This is a genomic window from Rhizobium sp. 11_C7_N12_5, assembly GCF_051811145.1.
Taxonomy (GTDB): domain Bacteria; phylum Pseudomonadota; class Alphaproteobacteria; order Rhizobiales; family Rhizobiaceae; genus Rhizobium; species Rhizobium lusitanum.
The window spans coordinates 1873881-1897871 of record NZ_JBPWPY010000001.1 but is presented as its reverse complement, the minus strand read 5'-3'; the positions used below and the strand labels follow the sequence as shown (position 1 = coordinate 1897871).

Annotated in this window: 22 protein-coding genes and 1 pseudogene; 11 read left to right on the top strand and 12 right to left on the bottom strand. The window is 59.8% G+C overall.

What is annotated here, in order from left to right; translation table 11 throughout:
* The first annotated feature begins 50 nt into the window (after window positions 1–50).
* The gene (gene ligA, locus AB8B29_RS09415; RefSeq protein ID WP_037202711.1) at window positions 51–2204 is read left to right on the top strand and encodes an NAD-dependent DNA ligase LigA; all 2154 of its coding nucleotides are present in this window, start codon (window positions 51–53) and stop codon (window positions 2202–2204) included.
* Between the two features lie 36 nt (window positions 2205–2240).
* Here the strand turns inward: ligA and AB8B29_RS09410 are convergent, their stop codons facing one another.
* Window positions 2241–2777 (bottom strand): GNAT family N-acetyltransferase, encoded by a 537-nt coding sequence (locus tag AB8B29_RS09410; RefSeq protein ID WP_037202710.1) that lies wholly within the window; start codon window positions 2775–2777, stop codon window positions 2241–2243.
* 323 nt (window positions 2778–3100) lie between these two features.
* On the opposite strand from AB8B29_RS09410, the gene AB8B29_RS09405 reads away from it, so the two are divergent.
* The 3 genes from AB8B29_RS09405 (at window position 3101) to AB8B29_RS09395 (ending at window position 4596) form a co-directional block, all read left to right on the top strand.
* Window positions 3101–3424, top strand: a complete 324-nt coding sequence (locus tag AB8B29_RS09405; RefSeq protein WP_037202709.1) for an ArsR/SmtB family transcription factor — start codon at window positions 3101–3103, stop codon at window positions 3422–3424.
* Between the two features lie 37 nt (window positions 3425–3461).
* A complete protein-coding gene (locus tag AB8B29_RS09400; protein ID WP_037202708.1) occupies window positions 3462–3905 on the top strand; it encodes an SRPBCC family protein in 444 nt (147 codons plus the stop codon).
* A 196-nt stretch (window positions 3906–4101) separates the two neighbouring features.
* Window positions 4102–4596 (top strand): CreA family protein, encoded by a 495-nt coding sequence (locus AB8B29_RS09395; protein ID WP_037202707.1) that lies wholly within the window; start codon window positions 4102–4104, stop codon window positions 4594–4596.
* A gap of 265 nt (window positions 4597–4861) precedes the next feature.
* Here the strand turns inward: AB8B29_RS09395 and AB8B29_RS09390 are convergent, their stop codons facing one another.
* Window positions 4862–5326, bottom strand: a complete 465-nt coding sequence (locus AB8B29_RS09390; protein WP_034504287.1) for a chemotaxis protein CheW — start codon at window positions 5324–5326, stop codon at window positions 4862–4864.
* A gap of 456 nt (window positions 5327–5782) precedes the next feature.
* On the opposite strand from AB8B29_RS09390, the gene AB8B29_RS09385 reads away from it, so the two are divergent.
* The 4 genes from AB8B29_RS09385 (at window position 5783) to AB8B29_RS09370 (ending at window position 10963) form a co-directional block, all read left to right on the top strand.
* Window positions 5783–6385, top strand: coding sequence for an SCO family protein (locus tag AB8B29_RS09385; RefSeq protein ID WP_037202881.1), 603 nt, complete (start codon window positions 5783–5785; stop codon window positions 6383–6385).
* 8 nt (window positions 6386–6393) lie between these two features.
* On the top strand, window positions 6394–7542 hold the full coding sequence (locus AB8B29_RS09380) for an FAD-dependent oxidoreductase (protein WP_037202706.1): 1149 nt from the start codon (window positions 6394–6396) through the stop codon (window positions 7540–7542).
* Between the two features lie 20 nt (window positions 7543–7562).
* On the top strand, window positions 7563–8441 hold the full coding sequence (locus tag AB8B29_RS09375) for a 50S ribosomal protein L11 methyltransferase (protein WP_037202705.1): 879 nt from the start codon (window positions 7563–7565) through the stop codon (window positions 8439–8441).
* A 686-nt stretch (window positions 8442–9127) separates the two neighbouring features.
* Complete coding sequence (locus AB8B29_RS09370) at window positions 9128–10963, top strand: aminopeptidase P family protein (protein WP_037202704.1); 1836 nt, start codon at window positions 9128–9130, stop codon at window positions 10961–10963.
* A 51-nt stretch (window positions 10964–11014) separates the two neighbouring features.
* Here AB8B29_RS09370 and AB8B29_RS09365 read toward each other — a convergent pair whose 3' ends face one another.
* Window positions 11015–11326 (bottom strand): AzlD family protein, encoded by a 312-nt coding sequence (locus tag AB8B29_RS09365; protein ID WP_037202703.1) that lies wholly within the window; start codon window positions 11324–11326, stop codon window positions 11015–11017.
* Window positions 11327–11328: 2 nt separating this feature from the next.
* A complete protein-coding gene (locus AB8B29_RS09360; protein ID WP_037202702.1) occupies window positions 11329–12051 on the bottom strand; it encodes an AzlC family ABC transporter permease in 723 nt (240 codons plus the stop codon).
* Window positions 12052–12286: 235 nt separating this feature from the next.
* Between AB8B29_RS09360 and AB8B29_RS09355 the strand changes: the two genes are divergently transcribed.
* Window positions 12287–12538 (top strand): DUF2164 domain-containing protein, encoded by a 252-nt coding sequence (locus AB8B29_RS09355; protein WP_037202701.1) that lies wholly within the window; start codon window positions 12287–12289, stop codon window positions 12536–12538.
* A gap of 8 nt (window positions 12539–12546) precedes the next feature.
* On the opposite strand, the gene panB is transcribed toward AB8B29_RS09355, so the two are convergent.
* From panB to AB8B29_RS09340, 3 genes are all read right to left on the bottom strand, one after another.
* Window positions 12547–13368: a 3-methyl-2-oxobutanoate hydroxymethyltransferase gene (gene panB / locus AB8B29_RS09350; protein ID WP_037202700.1), complete on the bottom strand. Its 822-nt coding sequence runs from the start codon at window positions 13366–13368 to the stop codon at window positions 12547–12549.
* A gap of 1 nt (window position 13369) precedes the next feature.
* Entirely contained in the window at window positions 13370–14245 is an 876-nt protein-coding gene (gene panC, locus AB8B29_RS09345; RefSeq protein ID WP_037202699.1) for a pantoate--beta-alanine ligase, read from the bottom strand.
* 232 nt (window positions 14246–14477) lie between these two features.
* Window positions 14478–14885, bottom strand: coding sequence for a DUF1801 domain-containing protein (locus AB8B29_RS09340; protein WP_051964453.1), 408 nt, complete (start codon window positions 14883–14885; stop codon window positions 14478–14480).
* A gap of 181 nt (window positions 14886–15066) precedes the next feature.
* On the opposite strand from AB8B29_RS09340, the gene AB8B29_RS09335 reads away from it, so the two are divergent.
* Entirely contained in the window at window positions 15067–16464 is a 1398-nt protein-coding gene (locus AB8B29_RS09335) for a hypothetical protein (protein ID WP_037202880.1), read from the top strand.
* A 53-nt stretch (window positions 16465–16517) separates the two neighbouring features.
* On the opposite strand, the gene AB8B29_RS09330 is transcribed toward AB8B29_RS09335, so the two are convergent.
* From AB8B29_RS09330 to AB8B29_RS09315, 4 genes and pseudogenes are all read right to left on the bottom strand, one after another.
* On the bottom strand, window positions 16518–17603 hold the full coding sequence (locus AB8B29_RS09330) for a glycosyltransferase family 4 protein (RefSeq protein WP_047558051.1): 1086 nt from the start codon (window positions 17601–17603) through the stop codon (window positions 16518–16520).
* A gap of 81 nt (window positions 17604–17684) precedes the next feature.
* Entirely contained in the window at window positions 17685–18308 is a 624-nt protein-coding gene (pncA, locus tag AB8B29_RS09325; protein WP_037202696.1) for a bifunctional nicotinamidase/pyrazinamidase, read from the bottom strand.
* Window positions 18309–18420: 112 nt separating this feature from the next.
* Window positions 18421–19704: a sugar MFS transporter gene (locus AB8B29_RS09320; protein ID WP_037202695.1), complete on the bottom strand. Its 1284-nt coding sequence runs from the start codon at window positions 19702–19704 to the stop codon at window positions 18421–18423.
* Window positions 19705–19930: 226 nt separating this feature from the next.
* Window positions 19931–20215 (bottom strand): annotated as a pseudogene (locus AB8B29_RS09315) (GIY-YIG nuclease family protein).
* 229 nt (window positions 20216–20444) lie between these two features.
* On the opposite strand from AB8B29_RS09315, the gene AB8B29_RS09310 reads away from it, so the two are divergent.
* Window positions 20445–21515 (top strand): type I restriction endonuclease, encoded by a 1071-nt coding sequence (locus tag AB8B29_RS09310; RefSeq protein WP_047639872.1) that lies wholly within the window; start codon window positions 20445–20447, stop codon window positions 21513–21515.
* A gap of 1 nt (window position 21516) precedes the next feature.
* On the opposite strand, the gene AB8B29_RS09305 is transcribed toward AB8B29_RS09310, so the two are convergent.
* The gene (locus AB8B29_RS09305; protein WP_047558046.1) at window positions 21517–23982 is read right to left on the bottom strand and encodes an ATP-dependent helicase; all 2466 of its coding nucleotides are present in this window, start codon (window positions 23980–23982) and stop codon (window positions 21517–21519) included.
* Window positions 23983–23991: the final 9 nt, after the last annotated feature.

The following is a 23991-nucleotide window of genomic DNA, read 5'->3' as shown; positions in this document are numbered from 1 at the left end:
TTTTTCTCGAAGTGCTCTAAAACATCTCCGAAATCGGGGAGTGTCGATTCATGAGCACCGAACAGAAGCCCGTCGAGGATTTGACCGAAGAGGAAGCGGCCGCCGCGCTCGCCTATCTGGCCGCGGAGATCGCGCGCAACGATGCGCTCTATCACAGCAAGGATGCGCCGGAGATCTCGGATGCGGACTACGATGCGCTGAAGCGGCGCAACGATGCCATCGAGGCGCGGTTTCCGGAGCTCATTCGAGCCGACAGCCCTTCGCGGCGGGTAGGTGCCGCACCCTCGGAAACCTTTGCTCCCGTCGTGCATGCAAGGCCGATGCTGTCGCTGGACAATACGTTTTCGCAGGAGGACGTGGCGGATTTTGTGGCGAGCGTTTACCGCTTCCTCGGCCGTTTGCCTGACAACTCGATCGCCTTTACCGCCGAGCCGAAGATTGACGGCCTTTCGATGTCAATCCGCTACGAGAACGGGCGAATGGTCAGTGCTGCTACACGCGGCGACGGTACGACCGGCGAGAATGTCACCGCCAACATCAGAACCATCAAGGAAATTCCCCAGACCCTGCCAGCGGGCGCGCCTGCGGTCGTTGAGGTGCGTGGCGAGGTCTATATGGCCAAGAGCGATTTCCTGGCGCTCAACGCCCAGATGGAGGCGGAGGGCAAGCAGACCTACGTCAACCCGCGCAACACCGCGGCGGGTTCGCTTCGCCAGCTCGACGCAAAGGTAACGGCAAGCCGTAAGCTGAAATTCTTCGCCTATGCCTGGGGCGAGATGTCAAACATGCCGGCCGATACGCAGTTCGGCATGGTGCAGACCTTCAAGACATGGGGTTTCCCGGTCAATCCGCTGATGGAGCGGCTGAATTCCGTCAACGACATTCTCGGCCACTATCAGGAGATCGGCCTGCAGCGGCCCGATCTCGATTATGACATCGATGGCGTCGTCTACAAGGTCGACAGCCTGGAACTGCAGGCTCGCCTCGGCTTCCGTTCGCGCTCACCGCGCTGGGCGACGGCGCATAAATTCCCTGCGGAGCAGGCGTTCACACATTTGATCGATATCGACATCCAGGTCGGCCGTACCGGCGCGCTGACGCCGGTCGCGCGGCTGGAGCCGATCACCGTCGGCGGCGTGGTCGTCACCAATGCGACGCTGCACAATGCCGATTACATCAGGGGTATCGGCAACAAGGGCGAGCCGATCCGCGACGGCCGCGATATTCGTGTCGGCGACATGGTGATCGTGCAGCGGGCAGGCGATGTCATTCCACAGATCGTCGACGTCGTGTTGGAAAAGCGTGAAGCGTCGAGCGTGCCTTACGAATTCCCTAGGGTATGCCCGGTCTGCGGCAGCCATGCCGTGCGCGATATCAACGAAAAGACCGGCAAGGTCGATGCCGTGACCCGTTGCACCGGCGGCTTCATCTGCCGCGCGCAGGCGACCGAGCATCTCAAGCATTTCGTCTCGCGCAATGCCTACGACATCGAAGGACTGGGTTCGAAGCAGATCGACTTCTTCTTTGCGAGCGATGACCCGGCGCTGCAGATAAAGACTGCGCCTGACATCTTCACCCTGGAAAGGCGTCAGCAGTCGTCGCTTACCAAGCTGGAGAACATCGACGGCTTCGGCAAGGTCAGCGTTGGCAAACTTTACGCCGCGATCAACGAACGGCGCCAGATTGCGCTCCATCGCTTCATCTTCGCGCTCGGCATCCGCCATGTCGGCGAGACGACGGCGAAGCTGCTTGCACGCTCCTATGGCACCTACGAAGCCTTCGAGATGGCGATGAAGGAAGCAGTCCCGCTTGCGGGCGACGCGTGGAACGATCTCAACAATATTGAAGGCATCGGCGAAGTGGTAGCGCGCGCGATCGTCGAATTCTACAAGGAGCCTCGAAATACCGAGGTGATCGCAAGCTTGCTTAAAGAGGTGCAGCCTCAGGAGGCCGAGCAGCCGGTGACTTCAGGCAGCCCCGTCGCCGGCAAGACCGTTGTCTTCACCGGATCGCTGGAAAAGTTCACCCGCGACGAGGCGAAAGCCAAGGCCGAGAGCCTGGGAGCCAAGGTTTCCGGCTCGGTTTCAAAGAAGACCGATATCGTGGTGGCAGGGCCGGGCGCAGGCTCGAAGCTCGACAAGGCGCGGGAATTCGACGTCCAGGTCATGACTGAGGACGAATGGCTCGACCTTATCGGCGGGTGAGGACGGCGGCGGTACTGCATCCGCCGCCGGAATTTTTCAAAGTCTCAGCCGCGCCATGGTGAAAGCGTCGACATATTCGCCATTGCGGAATGCGAAGGCTCTGAGCCGCCCCTCGGTTTCGAATCCGAACTTCTCATAGAGCCGGATCGCCGGTGCGTTGTCGACATAGACAGTCAACTCCACGCGCTTGATCGCCAGCCAGTTGTCGGCGGTATCGATGAGGGCTGCGAGGAGTGCGGAGCCGACGCCGCGGCCTGTAAAATCGTCATGCACGCCCATGCCGATTTGCCCAACGTGAATCCGCCGACCTGTGAGGCGGCGGAGGCCGGCATTGCCGACGATCTGTCCGTCAAGCACAGCCACAAGGTTGATCGCACCGGGCGCAGGCTTATCCAGCCACTGCTGCGTTTCCTCGATGCTTTGGAAGGGCAGGCGCAGCGTGCCGGCGCGAAAGCCGGAGAGGTTGGCGATCGATGTGATCGCTTCGGCATCGGACGGACGCGCTGCACGAATCTCGACGGGTCCGATTTTGCCGGATCGTCGTTCGCTTGGTTCTTCCTGTTCGGAATTCATGGGCTCTCCTTGGGATAAGGGAGGAGAGCAAGGACCATTTCAACCCTGCTCGCCTCGGCAGGGTTGAAATGGATCGCGGTTCGCTCAGCGCAACACAGCTTCCACTCGCCCTGCAAGGGGTGAGATGGTGATAAGATGCATCGTGGTGGTGCGGTTTGCGATCATAACGCGAATGATCCGATGCGAAAGCGTCATTGTCAATCGACTCCCATCATTTCTGCGATCCCCGACTACGACAGCGCGTTCTCTCAAAGATTGCTTGACAGGCAACTATTTGGTTGCCTATAAGATCCAAAGAGGCAACGAAATGGTTCCGTATTGATATGAATGATGACGCAGTCTTCAAGGCCTTGGCGGATGCGAGCAGGCGACAGTTGCTGGATCGACTCTATGATCGCAACGGCCAGACATTGAGCGCGCTTTGCGAGGATCTGCGGATGACCCGCCAGGCGGTGGCAAAGCACCTCGCCATTCTGGAGGAAGCCAATCTGGTGTCCTCCGAAAAGCAGGGTCGGGAGAAGCTGCATTTTATCAATCCTCTGCCGATCAACGAGATCGCCGAGCGCTGGATCAACAAGTTCGAGCATCGGCAGCTGAGCACGCTTTCGGCCTTGAAGAAGGCGCTCGAAGGTGAGGGCGGCCAATAGCCCAACGAGCACGACTATTGAAACAAGGAGAAATGGCATGACTGGAAGCAAGTTCGTCTACGTCACCTTCATCCGCACCGCGCCGGAGAAACTCTGGTCGGCGCTTACCACGCCCGAATTCATCAGGCAGTATTGGTTCGACATGACGCACGAGACCGACTGGAAGGTCGGCTCGCCATGGAAGATGCTCTTTCCCGATGGCCGTATCGCCGATATGGGCGAAATCGCGGAGTTCGAGCCGCCACGACGTCTTGCCATCAGATGGCGCAACGAGTTCAGGCCGGAGCTGAAAGCCGAAGGCTGGTCGCGCTGCGTGATGGAGCTTGAGCCGGCCGACGGTGCGGTGAAACTGACGGTCACCCATACGATCGAGCTTGAGAATTCCAAGTTCATCGAGGCGGTCTCCGGCGGCTGGCCGAAGATATTGTCCAACCTCAAGTCTCTGTTGGAGACGGGCGGGGTCGCGATCGAAAGCAAATGAAGCCAAATGCTCTCGACGTGGTTTGAGGCGCTGTCGCCCTGGCGATGGCGCCTCGCGATGGGAGCTGCCGTCGGCGCCCATCGCCGAGCGGTCGTTCGTAGGCAGCGGCATTGGCGGCCTTCTCTTGCATAGCTCACCGGCACTCTTACCTTAGCGATGCCGCTCTAGCTCCGCGGCTGATATTGGAGGATGACCGATGAGTTCACCGAAATTCTGTGCCGCCATTGCCGCGTCTTTCCTGGCTTTGGCTCCTGTTTCCGCCTCTGCCGAAGTCGTCGGCAAGGTGGGAGTGGATTGGACAGGCAATGATATTCTGGTCGATGCCGTGTCTGATCCGGGGGTCTCCGGTGTCACCTGCCACGTCACCTATTTCGACCGCAGCGTCATAGACCGATTGCGCAAGGGCAACTGGTTCGAGGATCCTTCCAACAACTCCATCGCCTGCCGCCAGACCGGCCCGATCGAGATCGGCGATATCAATCTGTCCCAGAGTGGCGAGGAAGTGTTTCGCGCCGGATTGTCGCTTATCTGGAAGAAGCTGGTCGTGACCCGAATCTACGACAAGAAGAACGATACGCTGGTCTATCTCATCCATTCGCGGCAATTGACGGACGGCTCGGCCAAGATGGCGATTTCGACAATACCGCTGTTCGGTCAGAATGTTAGCTGGAAGAACGGGAAACCCAAATAAGCTATCAGAATACCACATCGACAACCGTTAGAGGGTTATTACCAAAAAAAGTCATACTCTTTGGTTGTCGAATTCCTTCTAGTTGCTTTCGGATTGCATCTTTTTGATGCAATTTTGAAGACGAACAGTGAAGCGATGCTTCCGTCTGTTCACGGCCTGCATGGCTGGCGCATTGGCTACACCCCTGCCAACGCCGGTCGAACAAAAACGATCGCCCTGGAGCCTTGGCCCCAGGGCGATTCTCTTTTGCGGCAATGTGTTGAGATCAGGCTGCCTGCGCCAGTTGATCGGCGATGATGGTATCGAGGTTGAGGAAGCAGACCATGCTCTTTTCCAGCGCCACGATGCCGCGGCAGAAGGCGCGCTGTGTTTCCGGGATGATCTCCGGCGCCGGCTGCAGATCTTCGCTCTTGATGGTCATCATGTCGGAGACCTGTTCGACCAGGAGGCCAACGAGTTTTCCAGCTATGTCGGTGACGATGATCGCCGAGCGCTCGGATGGCTCGGTCATTTTCATACCGAGGCGGCAGGCCATGTCGATGACGGGGATGACGGCACCGCGCAGGTTGATGAGGCCGAGCACGTAAGGCGGCGTATGCGGCATAGGCGTTACCGGCGCCCATCCGCGGATTTCGCGGATGGCCATGATATCGATGCAAAACTCCTGATCGCCGAGATGGAAGGAGACGATTTCTAGGTAGGCGCCCGATTGTTTGATGGCGTTCGTCATGATTGAGGACTTCCCGTTTGGCGTCGGCGGCACGCGACGCTAGCGATTGAAAAAGAGGGATCGGCTGGAGCGGCTTGGGCAGCGGCAGCATCCGGTGGCTTCGGCGGAAAACGCCTGGCTGATCCGGCGGGCGTCATGCCCTTCTGAAAGAAATCGGTCTGCCGCGCTTTGCCTGCGGCCGGCGAAGTCGAGTCTTGCTTTTGTGGTTGATGTTGGCGCGGACAGGTTAGGATTGGTTTAACATACAGGCAGATTTCGCCTCGGTCTGCCCGAAACGGCAAGGAAGAGCCGGAGGACGCTTGAGGCTTCGAGGCTCCCTGCTGCGACGATTTCGGCTCCGTCAAAACGTCTTGTTGAATTGCGTCCTCCACGACGAGCCGTTACACCGGCTGGAGGACCGTCCTTCGGCATTTTTCAGGCGGGATGGACGGTGGGGCCGATCAAGGAATTGCAGTCATGAAAAGCGTGCGAATTGGTGTCTGGGTGGCCGTGTTGATCGTGGCCGGGATATTGGGCTGGCTGAGCTTCGGAAATGGCAGGGCGCCGGAGGCGGCAGCGGGGGGGCCCTACGGCGTGCCTTTCACGCTCGTCTCGCAGAGCGGACAGCCAATCAGCGATCAGGCATTTCGCGGTAAGCCTTCGGCCGTGTTCTTCGGCTATACGCATTGCCCGGATGTCTGCCCGACGACCCTGTTCGAACTGGACGGTTGGCTGCAGAAGGTCGATCCCGATGGCACCAAGCTCAATGCCTATTTCGTGACTGTCGATCCCGAGCGCGATACGCCTCAAATCATGGACCAGTATGTTTCCAACGTATCCAAGCGGATTACCGGCATTTCGGGCGATCCCTCGAAGGTGATGGACATGGTCAAGGGGTTCCGTGTCTATGCCAAGAAGGTGCCGGTGGACGAAAAGCAACCGAACGGCGATTATACCATGGATCACACCGCCTCGGTTTTCCTGCTGGATTCGGCCGGCGGTTTTGCCGGAACCATTGCCTACCAGGAGGATCCGGACGTGGCGGTGAAGAAGCTGGAGAACCTGATCAAGAAGGGATAGGGGCCAAGATGGGCGACGGGGTTGGCGGCCAAGCGAAATCCAGATCCATCCTGATTGCCGGGGCGGGGCCTGTCGGTTTAACCGCTGCGCTTGAGCTTGCCCGACGCGGCTTCGCGCCACGCATCATCGATGACGGCACTGGCCCGACACCCGCCGAGGAGAGCCGAGCTCTTGGTGTCAATGCACGCACGCTGACGTTGCTTTCCGCCTGCGGCGTCGGTGAACGCATCGTCGCAGCCGCTCAACCCATCGAACATTTTCGCGTTCGTTCGGGAGAGAAAACTCTCGTCGAGCTGGATACCCGGCAGGTGAACGGTCGTTTCAGCGCCGTTCATGCTTTGGCGCAGGGCCGCACCGAACGCTTGCTGATCGAGGCGCTTTCGGCCCACGGCATTGCGCCGGAATGGCAAACGGCTGTTGTCGCGGGCGAGGTGGCCGATTTGAGGAAGCCGGAGGTTACGCTCAGGCATGCCGACGGCGCGATGGAAACGGTTCGGCCGGATATCCTCGTCGGTGCCGATGGTGCGCATTCTGTCGTGCGCAAAGCGCTGAGTGCCGGTTTCCCCGGGGAGGCGCTGGAGGCCTATTTCTATCTCGCGGATTTCCGCTACGAAGATCCGGTCGATACGCATGTCGCCGAGATCTCGCTCTTCGATCCAGGCATGATCGGACGTCTGCCTGTCGCTGCCGATGTCATACGCTATATTTCGACGCTGGAGGGTTTCGAAAGCCGCATCGTTCATCCGGCCAAGGTTGCCGAGAAGACCTGGGCCTCGCAGTTCCGCATTCACTTTCGCCATGTCGAGCCGATGGCGAAGGGCAATGTGTTTCTGGCCGGTGATGCTGCCCACATCCATTCGCCAGCCGGCGCGCGCGGCATGAACCTCGGCATCGAAGATGCCTGCTGGCTTGCCTGGCTCATTGCGGAAGGGCGAGAACAGGAGTATTCGGCGCTGAGAATTCCCGCCGTGAAGCAGGTGTTGAAGCAGACCTATGGCCTGACGCGACTGATCACCATGATAAATCCGCTGGCCATTGAGGCGCGCAATCTGTTGGCACCGCTACTCTTGCGATTCGGCCCGGCCCGGCTGGCCCTGCTTCGGAGTGTAGCCGGTTACGATACGCCAAAGCCGCCTTGGATCGATTGGGCCGAGTAAGAACGAGAAAGAGCGACGAGTTGAGTGAAATCCGCCTTTATGTGACGACGACCGAGAAGAAGGCAGAGCAGATTCTCGATCTGATGACGCCGGTGTTCGAAGACGAAGAGTTGCCGATCGCTACCAGCGAGATCGACGAGAAGAGGGACATCTGGGAAACCTCGATCTATCTCTACGCGGATGACGAAGACGACGTGCGCGCTCGCTTTGCCGCCTTGCTGAAGCCGACCTTTCCCGAGCTTGCCGTCGAAAAGGAAATCATTCCTGATGTCGATTGGATCGCCAAGTCGCTGGAGGGATTGAAGCCGGTTCGCGCCGGGCGCTTTCTGGTGCACGGTTCGCACGACCGCGACAAGATTGGCTCGAGCGACATCGCCATCGAGATCGATGCCGGCCAAGCGTTTGGTACCGGCCATCACGGCACCACGGCGGGTTGCCTGGAGACGATCGAGAAGGTTCTCGCCAGCCGGCGTGTGCGCAATGCGCTCGACCTCGGCACCGGCAGCGGCGTGCTGGCGATCGGGGTGCGCAAGCTGCGCAATATTCCGGTTCTTGCCACCGACATCGATCCGGTCGCCGTGCGCGTCGCGCGCGAAAATGTGCGCCGCAACGGCATTTCCTCAGGCATCGCGCTCGAGACTGCGCCGGGCTTTCATTCCACGGCCTTTTCGCGTCATGGGCCGTTCGATCTGATCATCGCCAATATTCTTGCGCGTCCGCTGATCAAGATGGCGCCGCAACTTGTGGCCCATCTGGCGCCGGGCGGCTCGGTCGTTCTTTCCGGCATTCTCGCCGAACAGCGCTGGAAGGTTCTTGCTGCTTATAATGGTGCGAAGCTGCGCCATGTGCGCACCATCTGGCGCAACGGCTGGGTCACCATCCATCTCGACCGGCCTTGAGCCGGTCGCTTTTCCGTAATCCTGTTTCCGACGAGAGAAAATAAAAAAAGGCGGTGCCGAGGCACCGCCTTGGATCGGCCTAGACCGATCTTACCCGCGAGCGTGTGGAGGAGTGCTCAAGCGGGCTCTACCGTTCTGATCATGATCCGGGGAGGGAGGAGGAGAACCGGACCACGACCGAATTAGAACGCGTAGCTCATGAACTCTTAGTGGCGATCGCCACGGCTTGTGCCGATTGCCCTGGACGTTTCGACTTCAAGCTGACGAAGCGAGCCGACGGAGTGGCGTACGGTGCGACGCTCGCCAGCCAGCGCCGGGCTAACATATGCAGAGCGGGAGATAGGCATTGTTTTTAGTCCTTTTTGGTTGGGCTCGTTGTGAACCCCGTTCGATGCGCTGGATATAGCGACTCGCCCGCTTGTGTGGCAGGGGGTACGCCTCATGGGAGCCATGCGTCATATGCATATTGCATGCCGTGAAGATGTCATAATTGACCAGCGATGCTCATGAAATGGGCGGATTCGTTAACGGGCCAGGTTCGAGACCTGCGATGCTGCGGGCTCGATTTGCCGCCCAGCCGACAGTTTTCGCCCGCAGCCGAAAATCACGTCGCACTTCCGACAATCATGCTCTAACATACTGGCAGCACTCAGTTTCACGGATTCCCATCAGTCTCGGATCAAGCCATGTTTCAGTCTTTCGACGTCACCTCCACCCCGCAATTCGGCCGCGAGCGTGTCGCCGGATTGCGCAACGCCTTCGGCGATCTCGGCATTGACGGCTTCCTCGTGCCTCGTGCCGATGAGTATCAAGGCGAGTACGTGCCCAGATGCTCGGAGCGTCTGGCATGGCTCACAGGCTTCACTGGGTCGGCGGGTGTTGCGCTTGTGACACACAGCCAAGCCGTGGTTTTCGTGGACGGTCGCTATGTGACGCAGCTCGCCGAGCAGGTGGATCGCACCGTCTTTACCGGCGGCGACCTGGTGAACGAGCCGCCGCATGTCTGGCTGCCGCGCAATGCAAAGAAGGGATTCCGGCTCGGCATCGATCCGTGGCTGCATACGGGCGCCGAAGTGCGGCGGCTGGAGAAGGCGCTGGGCGAAATCGACGGCAAGTTGGTTTTCCTGCCCCACAATCCGCTGGACCGGCTCTGGAGCGACCGGCCCGACGAACCGCTCGGCGGCGTCATCATTCAGGATATTGGCCAGGCCGGCATATTGGCGAGAGACAAGCTGGCGACGATCGCAGCCAGTCTGAAGGAAAAGAACCTCAAGGCGGCCTTGATCACCGATCCGTCCTCGGTTGCCTGGATCTTCAACATTCGCGGCAGCGACGTGCCGCACACACCGCATCCGCTGGCACGCGCCATCATCTATGCCGAGGCCGAGGCCGAGCTCTTCCTCGACAAGCGCAAGACCAAGGTCGAGGCCGAGGCCTACCTGGCGCAGATCTGCAAGCAGCTGCCGCCGTTCGACCTCGCCAAGCGGCTGGCTCTCGCGGCTGCGAATGGTGGGCGCATCCTGGTCGATCCGGACCTCGCTTCCTATGCGCTCACCGATATCATCCGCCGCGAGGGTGGCGAGGTCGTCGAGGGGAATGATCCCGCCAAGCTGCCGCGCGCCTGCAAGAATGCCGCTGAGATCAACGGATCCGCGGCAGCCCATCTGCAGGACGGCGCAGCCATGGTGGAATTCCTCTACTGGCTGGAAACCACCAAGCCGGGCACCGTGACGGAAATTGCTGCCGCCGAACGGCTGGAAGCCTGCCGCGCCCGTGTCGGCGAAAGCATGCAGAACCCGCTGAAGGACATTTCCTTCGATACGATCTCGGGCGCCGGCGAGCATGCCGCGATCATGCATTATCGCGTCACGACGGCGAGCGACCGGCTGATCCAGGCCGGCGAGCTGTTCCTGATCGATTCAGGTGCGCAGTATATCAACGGCACCACCGATATTACCCGCACGGTCGGAGTCGGCACCGTCCCCGAAGAACAGAAGCGCCTTTTCACGCTGGTTTTGAAGGGAATGATCGCGATCAGCACGGCGCGCTTCCCGAAGGGCACGCGCGGCTGCGATCTCGACCCGCTGGCGCGCATCGCGCTCTGGAAAGCCGGCGTCGATTTTGCCCACGGCACCGGCCATGGCGTCGGTTCCTATCTCTCGGTGCATGAGGGGCCGCAGCGCATCTCGCGGCTATCGACGCAGGAACTGTTGCCCGGCATGATTCTCTCGAACGAGCCCGGCTACTACCGCCCCGGCCATTTCGGCATCCGCATCGAAAACCTGATCTACATTCGCGATCCGGAGGAGATCGAAGGCGGCGATATGCCGATGCTGGGTTTCGAGACGCTGACCTTCTGCCCGATCGACCGCAGCCTGGTCCTTGTGGAACTGTTGACGCATGAAGAGCTGCATTGGCTGAACGACTATCATACCAAGACTCGTGAAGCGCTGATGCCGCTGATCCATGATGCGGATATCCGGGCCTGGCTGGAGAACGCGACGCTCGAACTCAGCCATTGAGACCATGCCATCCCGCCTCTCGTTTGAGGGGCGGGATCGGCTGCGGGCATTTCAAGCGCCGATGAAATGCCGCCAGGCCATCACGACGATCCAGCCTACGATCAACATGAATGTCGGCGGATAGCGCAAGCCCACCAGAAGGGCCGCGAATAGTGCCACCCTTGTATCCCAGCCGCCGATGAAGAAGGCCGGTGCGACGAGGGTCGTCAGCACTGCAGCGGGCACCGCATTCAGCGCCGCCTCGACGCGCGGCGGGATGCGGGTCATCTTGACGATGAGGATGTAGCCGCCGATGCGCGTCAGGAAGGTCACCACGGCTGCAGCCAGGATCAGCAGGACCATATGCGAATTGAAGTCGAGCATGGTCAGATCTCGTGGTTTTCGTGAACGAGGTCGGGCTTACGATTTGCTTTCACCGGCGGCAGAATAGCGGCGATGGCGACGCCGGCGAGCGCTCCGATGCTGACATGCCAGGGCGAGCCGACATAGCGATAGGCGAGGGCCGAAGCCGCGGCGCTGGCCACCACGACGGGCAGGAAGTTATCGCGCTTGCGAAAGCCGATGACGATTCCGAGGAAATAGATCGGCAGCAGGATATCGAGGCCGATGGATTTCGGATCGCCGATGAAACTGCCGAGCGAACCGCCGGCAAGGCTCACCAATACCCAGGGAACATAAACCATTGCCGCAAAGCCGAAATACCAGGCGAAAGTTACGGGCTTGCCGCTTTCATGACGCTTGACCGTCTCGGCGAATTGCGGATCGACCAGCAGGAAGAAGGTGAAGAATTTTTCGACCGCCGAGAAATGCCTGATATAGCGGGCAATTGCCGCCGAATAGAGCACGTGGCGGAAGTTCACTGCCAGGATCGACAGCACTATGAGCCAAGCCTGGACGTTGTGGCCGAAGAGATCCAGCCCCACCATCTGGCTGGCACCGGCATAAACGGTGCCGCTCATCAGGGTCAGTTCGCCGAGCGACATGCCCTGATCGCGCGCCAAGGCGCCAAACAAGGCGCCGAAGGGCGCTGCTGCAAGGCCGACGGGGATGCCACCCTTCAACCCGTCAAGAAATTCCGCGCGACTCATGGTCCGCTCTGTCCTTCATGGAAAACCCGGCACGTAATCCCCGGACAGTGGATTTGCATCCCCGGGCGCGGATCACAAATATGATTGCACCCCTTGCGTGTCCGCTCCCGCGCGCTGTTCAATGGCGGAGCTGTAAGCTGCGCGCGAACAGGCGGCAATTCAATTTACTTGATGGGTGAATTGATTTCCTTGATCCATCTTATTGGGCTTGTTCGCAAAATGGGAGGCACTGACTATGAAGAAGATCACTTTTGCCAAGGAAGAGAAGGCAGCCATGGTCGCCCGCCTTCAGCGCTATTTCGCCGACGAGCTCGACCAGACGCTCGGCACGCTGCCCGCCGAATTCCTGCTAGATTTCTTCACCGCCGAGATTGGTCCCCATTATTACAATCAGGGCCTGCGGGATGCTCATGCCGCGCTGATGAGCAAGATGGAGGATTTCGGCGAGGCGATCTACCTGCTGGAGAAGGAGCCGGCCAAGGGTTGAACCCGGCTCTATTTTTTTGGCTGGAAGGTATGCTCCGGGCCGGGAAACGTCCGCGCCTTCACTTCTTCCGCATAGGTTTCCGCCGCCTTTGAAATGACGGGTGCCAGCTCCGCGAAATGCTTCACGAAGCGCGGCTTGAAATCGTTGAAGAGGCCGAGCATGTCGTCGGAGACGAGGATCTGGCCGTCGCAGGCGGGGGATGCGCCGATGCCGATGGTGGGGATGCCGATCGAGGCGGTGATCTCGCGGGCAAGCGGCTCGATCGTGCCCTCGACGACGACGGCGAAGGCGCCGGCATCGGCGACCGCCTTGGCGTCGCGCCGGATCTTGTCGGCTTCCTTGTCAGAGCGGCCGAGCGAGCGGTAGCCGCCCGTGGCGTTCACCTGCTGCGGCATCAGCCCGACATGCCCGAAGACGGGGACTCCGCGGGCCGTGAGGAAAGCGATCGTATCAGCCATTTCCTCACCGCCTTCCAGCTTCACGCCATCGCAGCCGGTCTCTTTGAGGATACGTGCGGCATTGCGAAAGGCCTGTTCTTTCGATTCCTGATACGAGCCGAAAGGTAGGTCGACGATGACGCAGGCATGCTTGACGCCGCGCATGACGCCCTGGCCGTGGGCGATCATCATGTCAAGCGTCACCCCGACCGTTGTCTCCATGCCGTAGAGCACCATGCCTAGGGAATCGCCGACCAGCAGCAGGTCGCAATGCGGATCGAGCAGGCGGGCGACCGGCGTCGTATAGGCCGTCAGGCTGACGATCGGGTGCGTGCCCTTCATCGCTTCGATGGCGGCGGGCGTCATGCGTTTGGTCTGTCCGACGGTGCTCATCTCAGGCGGCCTTTTCGCTGGCGGCCTGCTTGCGGCCGATTACGCGGTTGTCGAGCAAGCGGGTGGTGCCGACGCGTACAAAGAGGGCGACGAGCACGGGCTGGCCCTGCAGTTTCGTCAGCTCCGCCAGCGTATCGGGATGACGAACGGCGGCGACTTCGGCAGTTGCCAGCGGCTCCTTTTCGATGAAGGCGCGCAAGGCCTCCTCAAATGCGATGGGATCGTCGGCGCCAAGATCGTAGAGCCTTTCGGCTTCCGCCAATGCCTTCGGTACGATGACAGCGGCGGCACGCTCTTCTTGCGAGAGATAGACGTTGCGGGAGGACAATGCCAATCCGTCAGCATCGCGGACGGTCGGCACCGGCACGACCCGAACCGGCTGCGCCAGATCCTCGACCATGCGGCGGATGATCGCCACCTGCTGATAATCCTTTTCGCCGAAATAGGCGCTATCGGGCTGGACGATATTGAAAAGCTTGGTGACGACAGTGGCGACACCGGCGAAGTGACCGGGGCGAACCGCGCCTTCCAGCTCCGCACCGAGGTTCGGCACGTCAACCACCGCTTCCATCGGCCGGGGATACATGTCGGTCACGCCGGGCGCGAAGAGAAAATCGACGCCGCCGTCCCGCAGCATGGCGCTATCGCGCTCAAGATCGCGCGGATATTTCGCCAGATCCTCATTCGCGCCGAACTGCAGCGGATTGACGAAGATCGAGGTGACAACGATATCGTTTTCCATCCTGGCACACGATACCAGTTCCATATGGCCGGCATGCAGGTAGCCCATGGTCGGCACCAGACCGACGCTCTTGCCGGCTCTGCGATGCGCGGCAAGGCGCTCGCGCAAGGCGGCTATCGTATTGACGATCTCCATAATGGCACTCCTCCGCGGGCCGCGCTGTCCCCCACCGCCCGTTTCCATCCCTTGAATTTGGCGGCTCTTCTAACGTGTGCAGTGCAAAAAGGCAATTCAATGCCAATCGGCCCCCATGGCTCCGGAGCGCATCGCCGGCAATCCGTGCACTGGCGTCGGGGTTCAATCGTCTGTGACTTTACCTAGCTATCCGATCGAGGAACGAAGCCAAGGGTGAAGGAGAAGGGCGGTTCTAGAGCCTTTCACCAGGCAATGCGCTCGCTTGCCTGATCCAGTCTGAAAGACTGGTATCGTCGATCAGGTCATCCTCGTGGATATCGAGGTAGCGAACATCCTTCTGCTTCGACTGGCCCGGCGGTACCGGATCGAGCGATGCGCCGCGGAAGAACGTCACTTTCACATATCGTTCGTAGCAATTAAAACCAAGGAACCAGCCTTGGCCTTCGACGCCATATAACGGTGTGTTCCATTTGACCGCTTTTCTTGCGCCGGGAATGGTGCGTTCGATGACGTCGTCGATGGCGCGTCCCACGCGCTGCTTCCAACAGGGCATCGCCGCAATATAGGCCTGGACAGGCCCATTGCCTTCGCCTTTGGGTATTTGCGGGTTGCCGCCTACAAGTAATTTAGGCTCCGTCAAAACGGCGTCTCTGCTCTTTGGTGATGACGGCTGTTCTTTAGCATGGGGCGAGCTAGATGTCTGCTTGCGGCCCCAAGTTGCGATTGCAGTCACGTCGTCATCGATGGCATTTGCCACTCAATTTCCGAATCTTCCCCTCAAGCTTAGCGCTTTTCTCAATCTTTTGCTGTTAGCTGCCCACATGGCGAAGATCGTGGCATTGGCGGCATATTTCTATCAGGCGGCGGTGGCCTTCGGGCTGCTGATCGCGGTCGCGCATCTGCTGGCTCCTGCTGATTACGCTGCCTATTCGCTCTTCATCTCGATCAGCCAGTTCGCGGCGATCTTCTGTTTCGAATGGATCCGCTTTGCCTGCAGCCGTTTCTATCCGGGGTCGACGCCCGGAAGCGAGGCCCTGGAGCGAAGCGCGCTGACGATCGAATTCACCGTATGCGCCGCGATTTGTCTGATGGCGGCATCTGCGTCGATTTTCTTTTCGGTTCCCGGCAAAATTGCCGTGTTCGGCGGCATGGTCGCTATCTTCCAGGGTGGCAGCGATCTGCACCTCACCATGTTGCGCTTCCGCCAGGAGTTTCGCGCCTTTTCGCGCCTCCAGGGTTCGCGCGCCACTATTCTTGCGGTCGGTACGCTGGCCGGTGCGGCCGTTGCGCCGAATTTCACCTGCACGGTCGCCGGCTTGCTGGCCGGCTATGTCGCCTACGGTATCTGGGCTGGGTTCCTCACGCGCAACAGCCTGCGCGAGGCGGCGCATTTCGAGCCGCCGCTGGTCCGCAAGCACTTCGTCTATGGCAGCGTCGCGGCCAGTGCATCGGTTATCGGCATTCTGGCGCCGTTGGCATTGAAGTCGATCCTGACGTCGGTGCTGGGCGCAGGGGGGGCTGCCGGCGCGCTGTTGGCGTTCGATCTGCTGCAACGGCCTTTCGTGCTGATCGTTTCAGCCTTGCAGGCCATTCAATATCCCGATGTGGTTACCGCCTATGATCGCGAGGGCGCAACTCCGGCTTTCAGGAAGCAGCTCGGCGACTACTACTCGCTGCTGACCGGCTTTACTCTGATGACGGCGGCCGGCATCTTCGCGCTGTTGCAGCCCATCGGGCAATTCGTCATTTCCGCCGGCCTGCGCAACGAGTTTCTCGTGGCGGCGCCTTTCGTGACCGGCCTTGCGGTGTGCCGCGCCCTGACACTCAACATGCTGCCGACGCCGGCGCATCTGCAGCATCGGCTGCTGGCGATTTTCCTGCTCGCCGCGATCGACTGCGTGCTGTTGAATGCCGGGACGCTGGCGGGCGGCTATCTCGGCTCCTTTGGCGATGCGGCCCTGATGGCCGGGGGCATGATCGGGGCGCTGATTGCGATGGCGGTCGGCGTGAAGGTGCTGATATCGCTGCCCTTCGATTTCGTCTGGCAGCCGGTCTTGCTCTCCGCCGTCGGCCTCGCCGTGCCGGTGCTTGCGACTGCGGGCTTCACCTATTCACTCTGGATATCGGTCTCGGCCGGCGTAATCGGTGGTGCGCTCTTCTGCCTGCTCGGGCTCTACAGCTATTTCGTTACGATGTTCCGGCCGAAAGCCCGGTCCTAGAGCATTTCCAGGAAAAGTGCGTAGCGGTTTTCCGTCCGGAATGCTCTTCGCGCTCAAAGATCTTCCAGCATCGAGAGTACACGATCGGCGCTGCGGTCCCAGGAGAAGCGGGCGACGTTTTCTCGGCCGCGTCGACGCAGGTTCTCTCGCAGGGCGCTGTCCTCGGCGATCCTTCGCATGCCGGTGATAAGCTCGGCCTGTCTGGTTGGATCGAAATAGAGCGCCGCGTCGCCGGAGGCTTCGCGCACGGCGGGAATATCGGCCGCGAGCACCGGGCAGCCCTGCGTCATGGCCTCGAGAGGCGGGATGCCGAAGCCTTCATAGAGGCTCGGAAAGACAAAGGCGGTGGCGTGACGCTGCAGCGCGGCGATCTCTGCATCGCTGAGCCGCCCCGGAAAGAGCAGGCGATCGCTCGACTGCGGACCATCCGATTTGAACACGGTCGGCGCAGTGCCGCCGACGACCACGAGCTTCTGGCTTTCGTCGCCGAGCGCCTCGAAAGCGCGCATGGCAAAATCGAGATTCTTGTTCGGCTTCATCGTGCCGACGAGCAGGAAGAAACCGTTGGTCTGCAGCCCGAGGCGTTGGACGATGGTCTCATCCGGCTCGATCGCGGCGAAATGATCGACGGCATTGTAGACGACATCGATCCCGCCGGACGAGACGCGGAAGACCGAGGCAAGCTCCTGGCGCGAAAACTCCGAGACCGTGCCGATCTTGGCGGTGCGGGTTAGCACCGTGCCGAGTGCGCCATGCAGCAGGCGGTAGCTGCGCTTGAAGGATTTGGGGTGCCGGAAGATCGTTACGTCGTGGATGACGACGGCCTGGCGGCGGTGCAGGAGAGGGCCGCTGCCGCCGAAGCCGATCAGCCGGCCGCCGCGCGAACGCGCCAGCAGCGCCGTCTGCTCCCAGACATGGCCGGGGCCGGAGCCGAAGGAATCGACCACTATGGCGGAAAGCCCAAGATCGACTGGGGTGTGCCGCGGAACGGCCAGCCGCCAGCTTGCACCCTTTAATACGGCGGGTACGTTACCGGCGGAGATCTTACGGTCGAGCGCCAGCGTGAGTTCGCGCGCAAAGCGCTGTACGCCGGACAGAGGCTGGCCGAGAAAACGCCCGTTGATGATGATCGATTGCACGCGAAAAATCCCGATATCTCATTGATCGCGAACAGCTTGCACCATTTTCTTTAGAGAAGGTTTAGCCGGGCCGTCGCGATTTTACGCAAGCGCATCCTTGCTGCCGATAATGGCGACGCCACGCGTGCGCATTTCGTCGATCGCCGCCTTGACGCCGGCCGGATCGATACCGCGGCTCGCATCCTCAATGAAGCGAACGGTGACACCCGGCAGCATCTCGACCGCGTCGAGCGCTGAGAACTTTACGCAATAATCCGTCGCCAGCCCGCAGAGATCGAGCTCAGTCACCCCTTCGGAGCGCAGACGTGCGGCAAGGCCGGTGAGCGCCGCTTGATCGTTGTCGCGAAAGGCGGAATAGCTGTCGACGGCCGGATTCTGGCCCTTCTGCTGGACGAAGTCGATACCGTCGGCGTTGAGATCGGGGTGGAACATGGCGTCTTCGGTATTCTGGACGCAATGGTCTGGCCACATCATCTGCGGCTTGCCAGAGAGCATACCCATTTCGAAAGGCTGCTTGCCGGGATGGGCCGAGGCGAAGCTGCCGTGACCGGCCGGATGCCAATCCTGCGATGCCACAACCAGGTCGTATCTGCCGCTATCGATGAGCGCGTTGGCAACAGGCACCACCTGATCGCCATCGGGCACCGGAAGATTGCCGCCGGGGCAGAAGCCGTTCTGGATGTCGATGAGCAGCAGTGCTTTCATGAGGCCTGTCCTTCCGTCTCTGTTGCACTGCACGATGCCAAGCGACGGGATTCGGATCAAGCCTTTTGCGCCCCGCCGGCGGACCGGACGAGGCGCAATGGTTTGCAAAGGTTTACGCGGGCTTGTGGCCCTTCAGGCCGTAGAAAGCGATATAGACGTAGCAGATGATCGGCATCAGGAAGGCGAGATGGATGCCGATGGTGTCGGCAAGTCCGCCCTGGATCATCGGCAGGATGGCGCCGCCGACGATGGCCAGGCACAGAATGCCGGAGCCCTGGCTCGTATATTTGCCGAGACCGTGCAGCGCCAGGCTGAAGATCGTCGGGAACATGATGGAGTTGAACAGGCCGATTGCCAGCACCGACCACATGGCGACATGGCCGGTCGTGAGCACGGTGACCAGGAGCAGGATGATGACCGCAGCAGCATTGAAGGCAAGCGCCTTGCCGTCGTCTATATGGCGCATGATCAGCGAGCCGATGAAGCGGCCGATCATGGCGCCGCCCCAGAAATAGGAGACATAATGCGCGGCATCGGCCTCGGAGAGATGAGCGATGTCAGGCTGGCTCAGGAAGTTGACGAGGAAGCTGCCGACGCTGACTTCGGCGCCGACATAGAGGAAGATGCCGACAGCGCCGAGCACGAGATGGCGATACTGCCAGGCCGAGCCGCCGCCGCGCATCGGTTCGACCGTCTCCTCGTCTTCGACTTCGGGCAGCTTCAGCGCCGCAAAGATGGCGGCAAGCACCAGGAAAGCCACCGCAAGCAGGAGATAGGGGAATTTCACCGCACCCGCCTCGGCAAGGCGCATGGCGTCGATCTGTTCCGGTGTGGCGTTGGTTGCGGCAACGGTTGCGGCTGACAGGATCAGCATGGCACCGAAGAGCGGTGCAATCGTTGTGCCGAGCGAATTGAATGCCTGCGTCAGGTTCAGCCGGCTTGCGGCGGTATCGGGAGGTCCCAATACGGTGACATAGGGGTTGGCGGCGACCTGCAGGATTGTGATGCCGGTGGCAAGCACGAAGAGGGCGCCGAGGAAGAGGGTATAGACGCGATAGCTGGCGGCAGGAATGAACAACGCGCAGCCGACGGCGGCAATAGCGAGGCCGGCGACGATCCCCCACTTATAGGTGATGCGCTTCACAAGCGCTCCGGCCGGCAGCGATACGATGAAATACGCGCCGAAGAAGCAGAACTGGATCAGCATCGACTGGGTGTAATTGAGCTGAAAGACGCTCTTCAGGTGCGGGACCAGAATGTCGTTCAGGCAGGTGATGAAGCCCCACATGAAAAAGAGTGAGGTGAGTGCGATAAGCGCGAATTGATAACTGCCCTGGCCTTGGTGTGCGGATGCACGGGCGCTGGTGGGCGCAGAGCTTGTTGCTGAGCCAGCCACTTTTTTATCCTCGGTTTTTGTTTTTGCCAGGCTTCGACGATCGGCCCGGGCGAGAGCCCGAACGGGCCGAGATGCAGGCTGGCAGCGGCTTGCCGAGATACCGCGGGAAACGCGCAATCCCGAAGCCGCCAAAGTCGATATAATCGATTAGGACCGGATTGGTAGCTTGCTAGCGATGCGGATTTTGCAGGGCTGGGATGTTGGGGGCGGGCGGCTGATTGAGCGTCTACCACAATTCATAATATAGGGTGCGCCAATCGGGGTTCATTTTCTCAATCAGCTCGATCTTCCATTGGCGATGCCAGCGTCTCAGAGACTTTTCCCGCTTTATGGCCGAAACGATGTCTGCGTGATCTTCATACCAGACGAACCGCGTGCACCCATACTTCCATGCGAATCCGGGTGTCAGACCCACACGATGCTCCTAGATGCGGCGTTCAAGATCGGAGGTGACGCTGATATACAAAGTGCTCCGCTTGTGATTGGTGATGATATAGGTATATCCACCCATGCGTGTAGCATGCTAACGGAGATCTTGGTCGTCAAGAGCCGAGGATGGCGGAATGTGGGGCTAGCGGCGCAATACAACTTGGCTGGAGTTTTCTCGCGATAAGAGAATTAGGCGCCTCAAATGAGGCGAGTCCGCAAGATTAAACTCAATCAAAAATATACGTCGCATCGATTGCATCCAGCGGCAAATATAATATTGTTTTGTTGGGGATCGAATTTGGGGGGCTAATATGTCGTTCAAGGAACAAGTTGCAGAACTATCGAAGCGCGCAGTTTCTGCGCAAAATATCGCTCTTACAGAAGAAGCGACAAAGAACGCTCTTGTTATGCCATTTCTGCGCACGCTTGGTTTTGACGTTTTTGATCCAACACAAATTGTGCCGGAGTTTATAGCTGATGTTGGTTTGAAAAAGGGAGAGAAGGTCGATTATGCTGTAAAGATAAATGACCGGATTGAATTCATCCTGGAAGCGAAGGCTGTTAGCGCTAATCTTTCGCAGGCCCAATACAGCCAACTTTATCGGTATTTTTCGACTACCGATTGCTCAATTGCGATCCTCACGAATGGCATACAAATCTGGTTTTTTACCGATCTCGATGCGCCCAACAAGCTTGATAGCAATCCGTTCTTTAAATTCGATCTTTTCGACTACGACGATAACGATCTGAAAGAGCTAGAAAAATTTCACAAAGAAAAATTTTCGATTGAAGACATCAAGAGCTCGGCCAGTATCCTCAAACGGATGAAAGCGACAATTAGCTGTATAGAAGCGCAATTCAACGATCCCGATGACGAATTCGTTCGGCTCATTTCCAAGGAAATCTACGACGGCAAGCTCACTGCAACTGTGGTTGCTGAGTTCAAGCCGATTATCAAACGCGCCTTCGAAGACCTCGTTCGCCAAAAAATCCAAAAGAGATTGAGTGCTGCATTCAACGAGAACGTGAATATTCCGACGATAAAGGACGTAGATTCGGTCACTCAAATCAATGACGATGGGGATGGCATCGAAACGACCCAAGAGGAGATTGATGGGTTTAATATTGTCAGAGCGATCGGAGCAGAACTTGCGGATGTCTCGCGAATTGTCATGCGTGATCAAAAATCCTACTGCGGCATCAATTTCGATGACAACAATCGCAAACCGATTGTCAGATTACACTTTAATTCCAAAACCAAATTTTTAACGATCTTCGATGCCGAAAAGGCTGGATCTCGATTTGATATTACGCAAGCTACGGATATCTTTAAGGCCAAAGCGCAAATTCAGGCTGTGATACAATCGTACGTCGCTTCCTGACTCAAACCCGCTCCACAAACCCATCCAGCACACGTTTCTGCCCGGCGCGGTCGAACTCGATCGTCAGCTTGTTGCCTTCGATCTCCGACACATTGCCATTGCCGAACTTGATGTGGAAGACGCGGTCGCCGATGGCGAATTTGGAGGGTTCGGAGGAGGTGGACTTGGCCACCAGCTCGCCGTCGATGGTGCGCACTTTCGGGCCGCTTTCGCCGTAGCCGATACGTTCGACGGCGTGGCCGGAGCGGCTGCCCCAGTTGTCGCGGGTCGCATCGGTCTTGTTGGCCTGGGCGCGTTTCCAGCCGGGGGTGGAATAGGAATTGGCGAAGGGCTCGGCCTTGTCGAAGCGCGACTGGCCATAGCCGCCACGGCCGTAACCGCCGTAGGATTGCTCGACTTCGGCGACTTCGACATGGGTGACCGGCAGTTCGTCGAGGAAGCGGGACGGGATGGTCGATTGCCATAGGCCGTGGATGCGGCGGTTGGAGACGAACCAGATGTGGCAGCGGTGTTTGGCGCGGGTGAGGCCGACATAAGCGAGGCGGCGTTCTTCCTCGAGGCCGGCGCGGCCGCTCTCGTCGAGCGAGCGCTGATGAGGGAAAAGGCCTTCCTCCCAGCCGGGCAGGAAGACGGTGTCGAATTCCAGGCCCTTGGCGGAGTGCAGCGTCATGATCGAGACGGCATCGAGGTTTTCGTTCTGCTCGACGTCCATGACGAGGGCGACGTGTTCGAGGAAGCCGCGCATGGATTCGAAGCTGTCCATCGAGCGGATGAGTTCCTTCAGGTTTTCAAGCCGTCCGGGCGCTTCCGCCGATTTGTCGTTCTTCCACATGTCCGTATAGCCGGACTCCTCAAGGATCTGCTCGGCAAGTTCGGTGTGCGGCGTATTTTCGAGCAGGCCCTGCCAGCGGCGGAAGGATTGCACGACGTCGAACAGCGCCTTGCGCGCCTTTGGCTTCATCTCGTCGGTCTCGATGATGTCGGCCGCTGCCGCCAGCATCGGAATATCGCGCACGCGGGCGTAGTCGTGCAGCGCGCGCACCGTGGTGTCGCCGAGGCCGCGCTTCGGGGTGTTGACGATGCGCTCGAAGGCGAGATCGTCGGCCGGCTGGCAGACCAGGCGGAAATAGGCCATGGCGTCGCGGATTTCGAGGCGCTCGTAGAAGCGAGGGCCACCGACGACGCGGTAGTTCAGGCCTAGCGTGACGAAACGGTCTTCGAATTCGCGCATCTGGAAGGAGGCGCGCACCAGGATCGCCATGTCGTTCAGCTTGTGTTTGTTGCGCTGAAGCTGCTCGATCTCCTCGCCGATGGCGCGGGCTTCCTCCTCGGAATCCCAGGAGGCGTGCACCTGCACCTTGATGTCGTCAGGGTCGGAACGGTCGGTGAACAGCGTCTTGCCGAGCCGGCCCTCATTATGGGCGATCAGATGCGCGGCGGCACCGAGGATGTGCTCGGTGGAGCGGTAGTTGCGCTCGAGCTTGATCACCTTGGCGCCGGGAAAATCCTTTTCGAAGCGCAGGATATTGTCCACCTCCGCGCCGCGCCAGCCATAGATCGACTGGTCGTCGTCGCCGACGCAGCAGACATTCTGCAGCTCGCCCTTCGGCCGTTGGGCCAGCAGGCGAAGCCACATATATTGCGCCGTGTTGGTGTCCTGATACTCGTCGACGAGGATATAGCGAAAGCGCTGGTGGTAGTCCTTCAATATGTCAGGATTCTGCCGGAACATATTGATCGGATGCAGCAAAAGGTCGCCGAAGTCGCAGGCGTTCAGCGTCTTCAGGCGGTTTTGGTAAGCGGCATAGAGTTCGCGGCCCTTGCCGTTGGCAAAGGCGCGGGCGTCGCCCTCTGGAATCTCGGCGGGGCCAAGACCCTTGTTCTTCCACGTGTCGATCATGCCGGCGAATTGCTTGGCCGGCCAGCGCTTGTCGTCCAGGCCCTCTGCCTGGATCAGCTGCTTGATCAGGCGGATGACGTCGTCGGTATCGAGAATGGTGAAGCTGGAAGAGAGGCCGACCAGCTCTGCATGGCGGCGCAGAAGCTTGACGCCGATCGAGTGGAAGGTGCCGAGCCAGGGCATGCCCTCGACAGCGCCGCCGACGAGCAGGGCGACGCGTTCCTTCATTTCGCGCGCCGCCTTGTTGGTGAAGGTGACGGCGAGGATCTGGCTGGGGAAGGCGCGGTTGGTGGAGAGGATATGGGCGATGCGGGTCGTCAGCACACGCGTCTTGCCGGTTCCGGCGCCGGCAAGCACCAGAACAGGCCCGTCGAGCGTCTCCACCGCTTCCGTCTGTTCCGGATTGAGGCCTGCGAGATAGTCCGGCCGGCGGTGGCTGTCGCGCGCCGCCATGGCGCGGGCTGCAATGCCGCCGCCTATGCTGCCTGCATCCGGCGCAGAACGGCGCGGCGCCAGATGCTCCGGCTCCTCGTCAAAGAAGGGAATGTCGTCATGTCCGATGGTCATGCGGCCCAA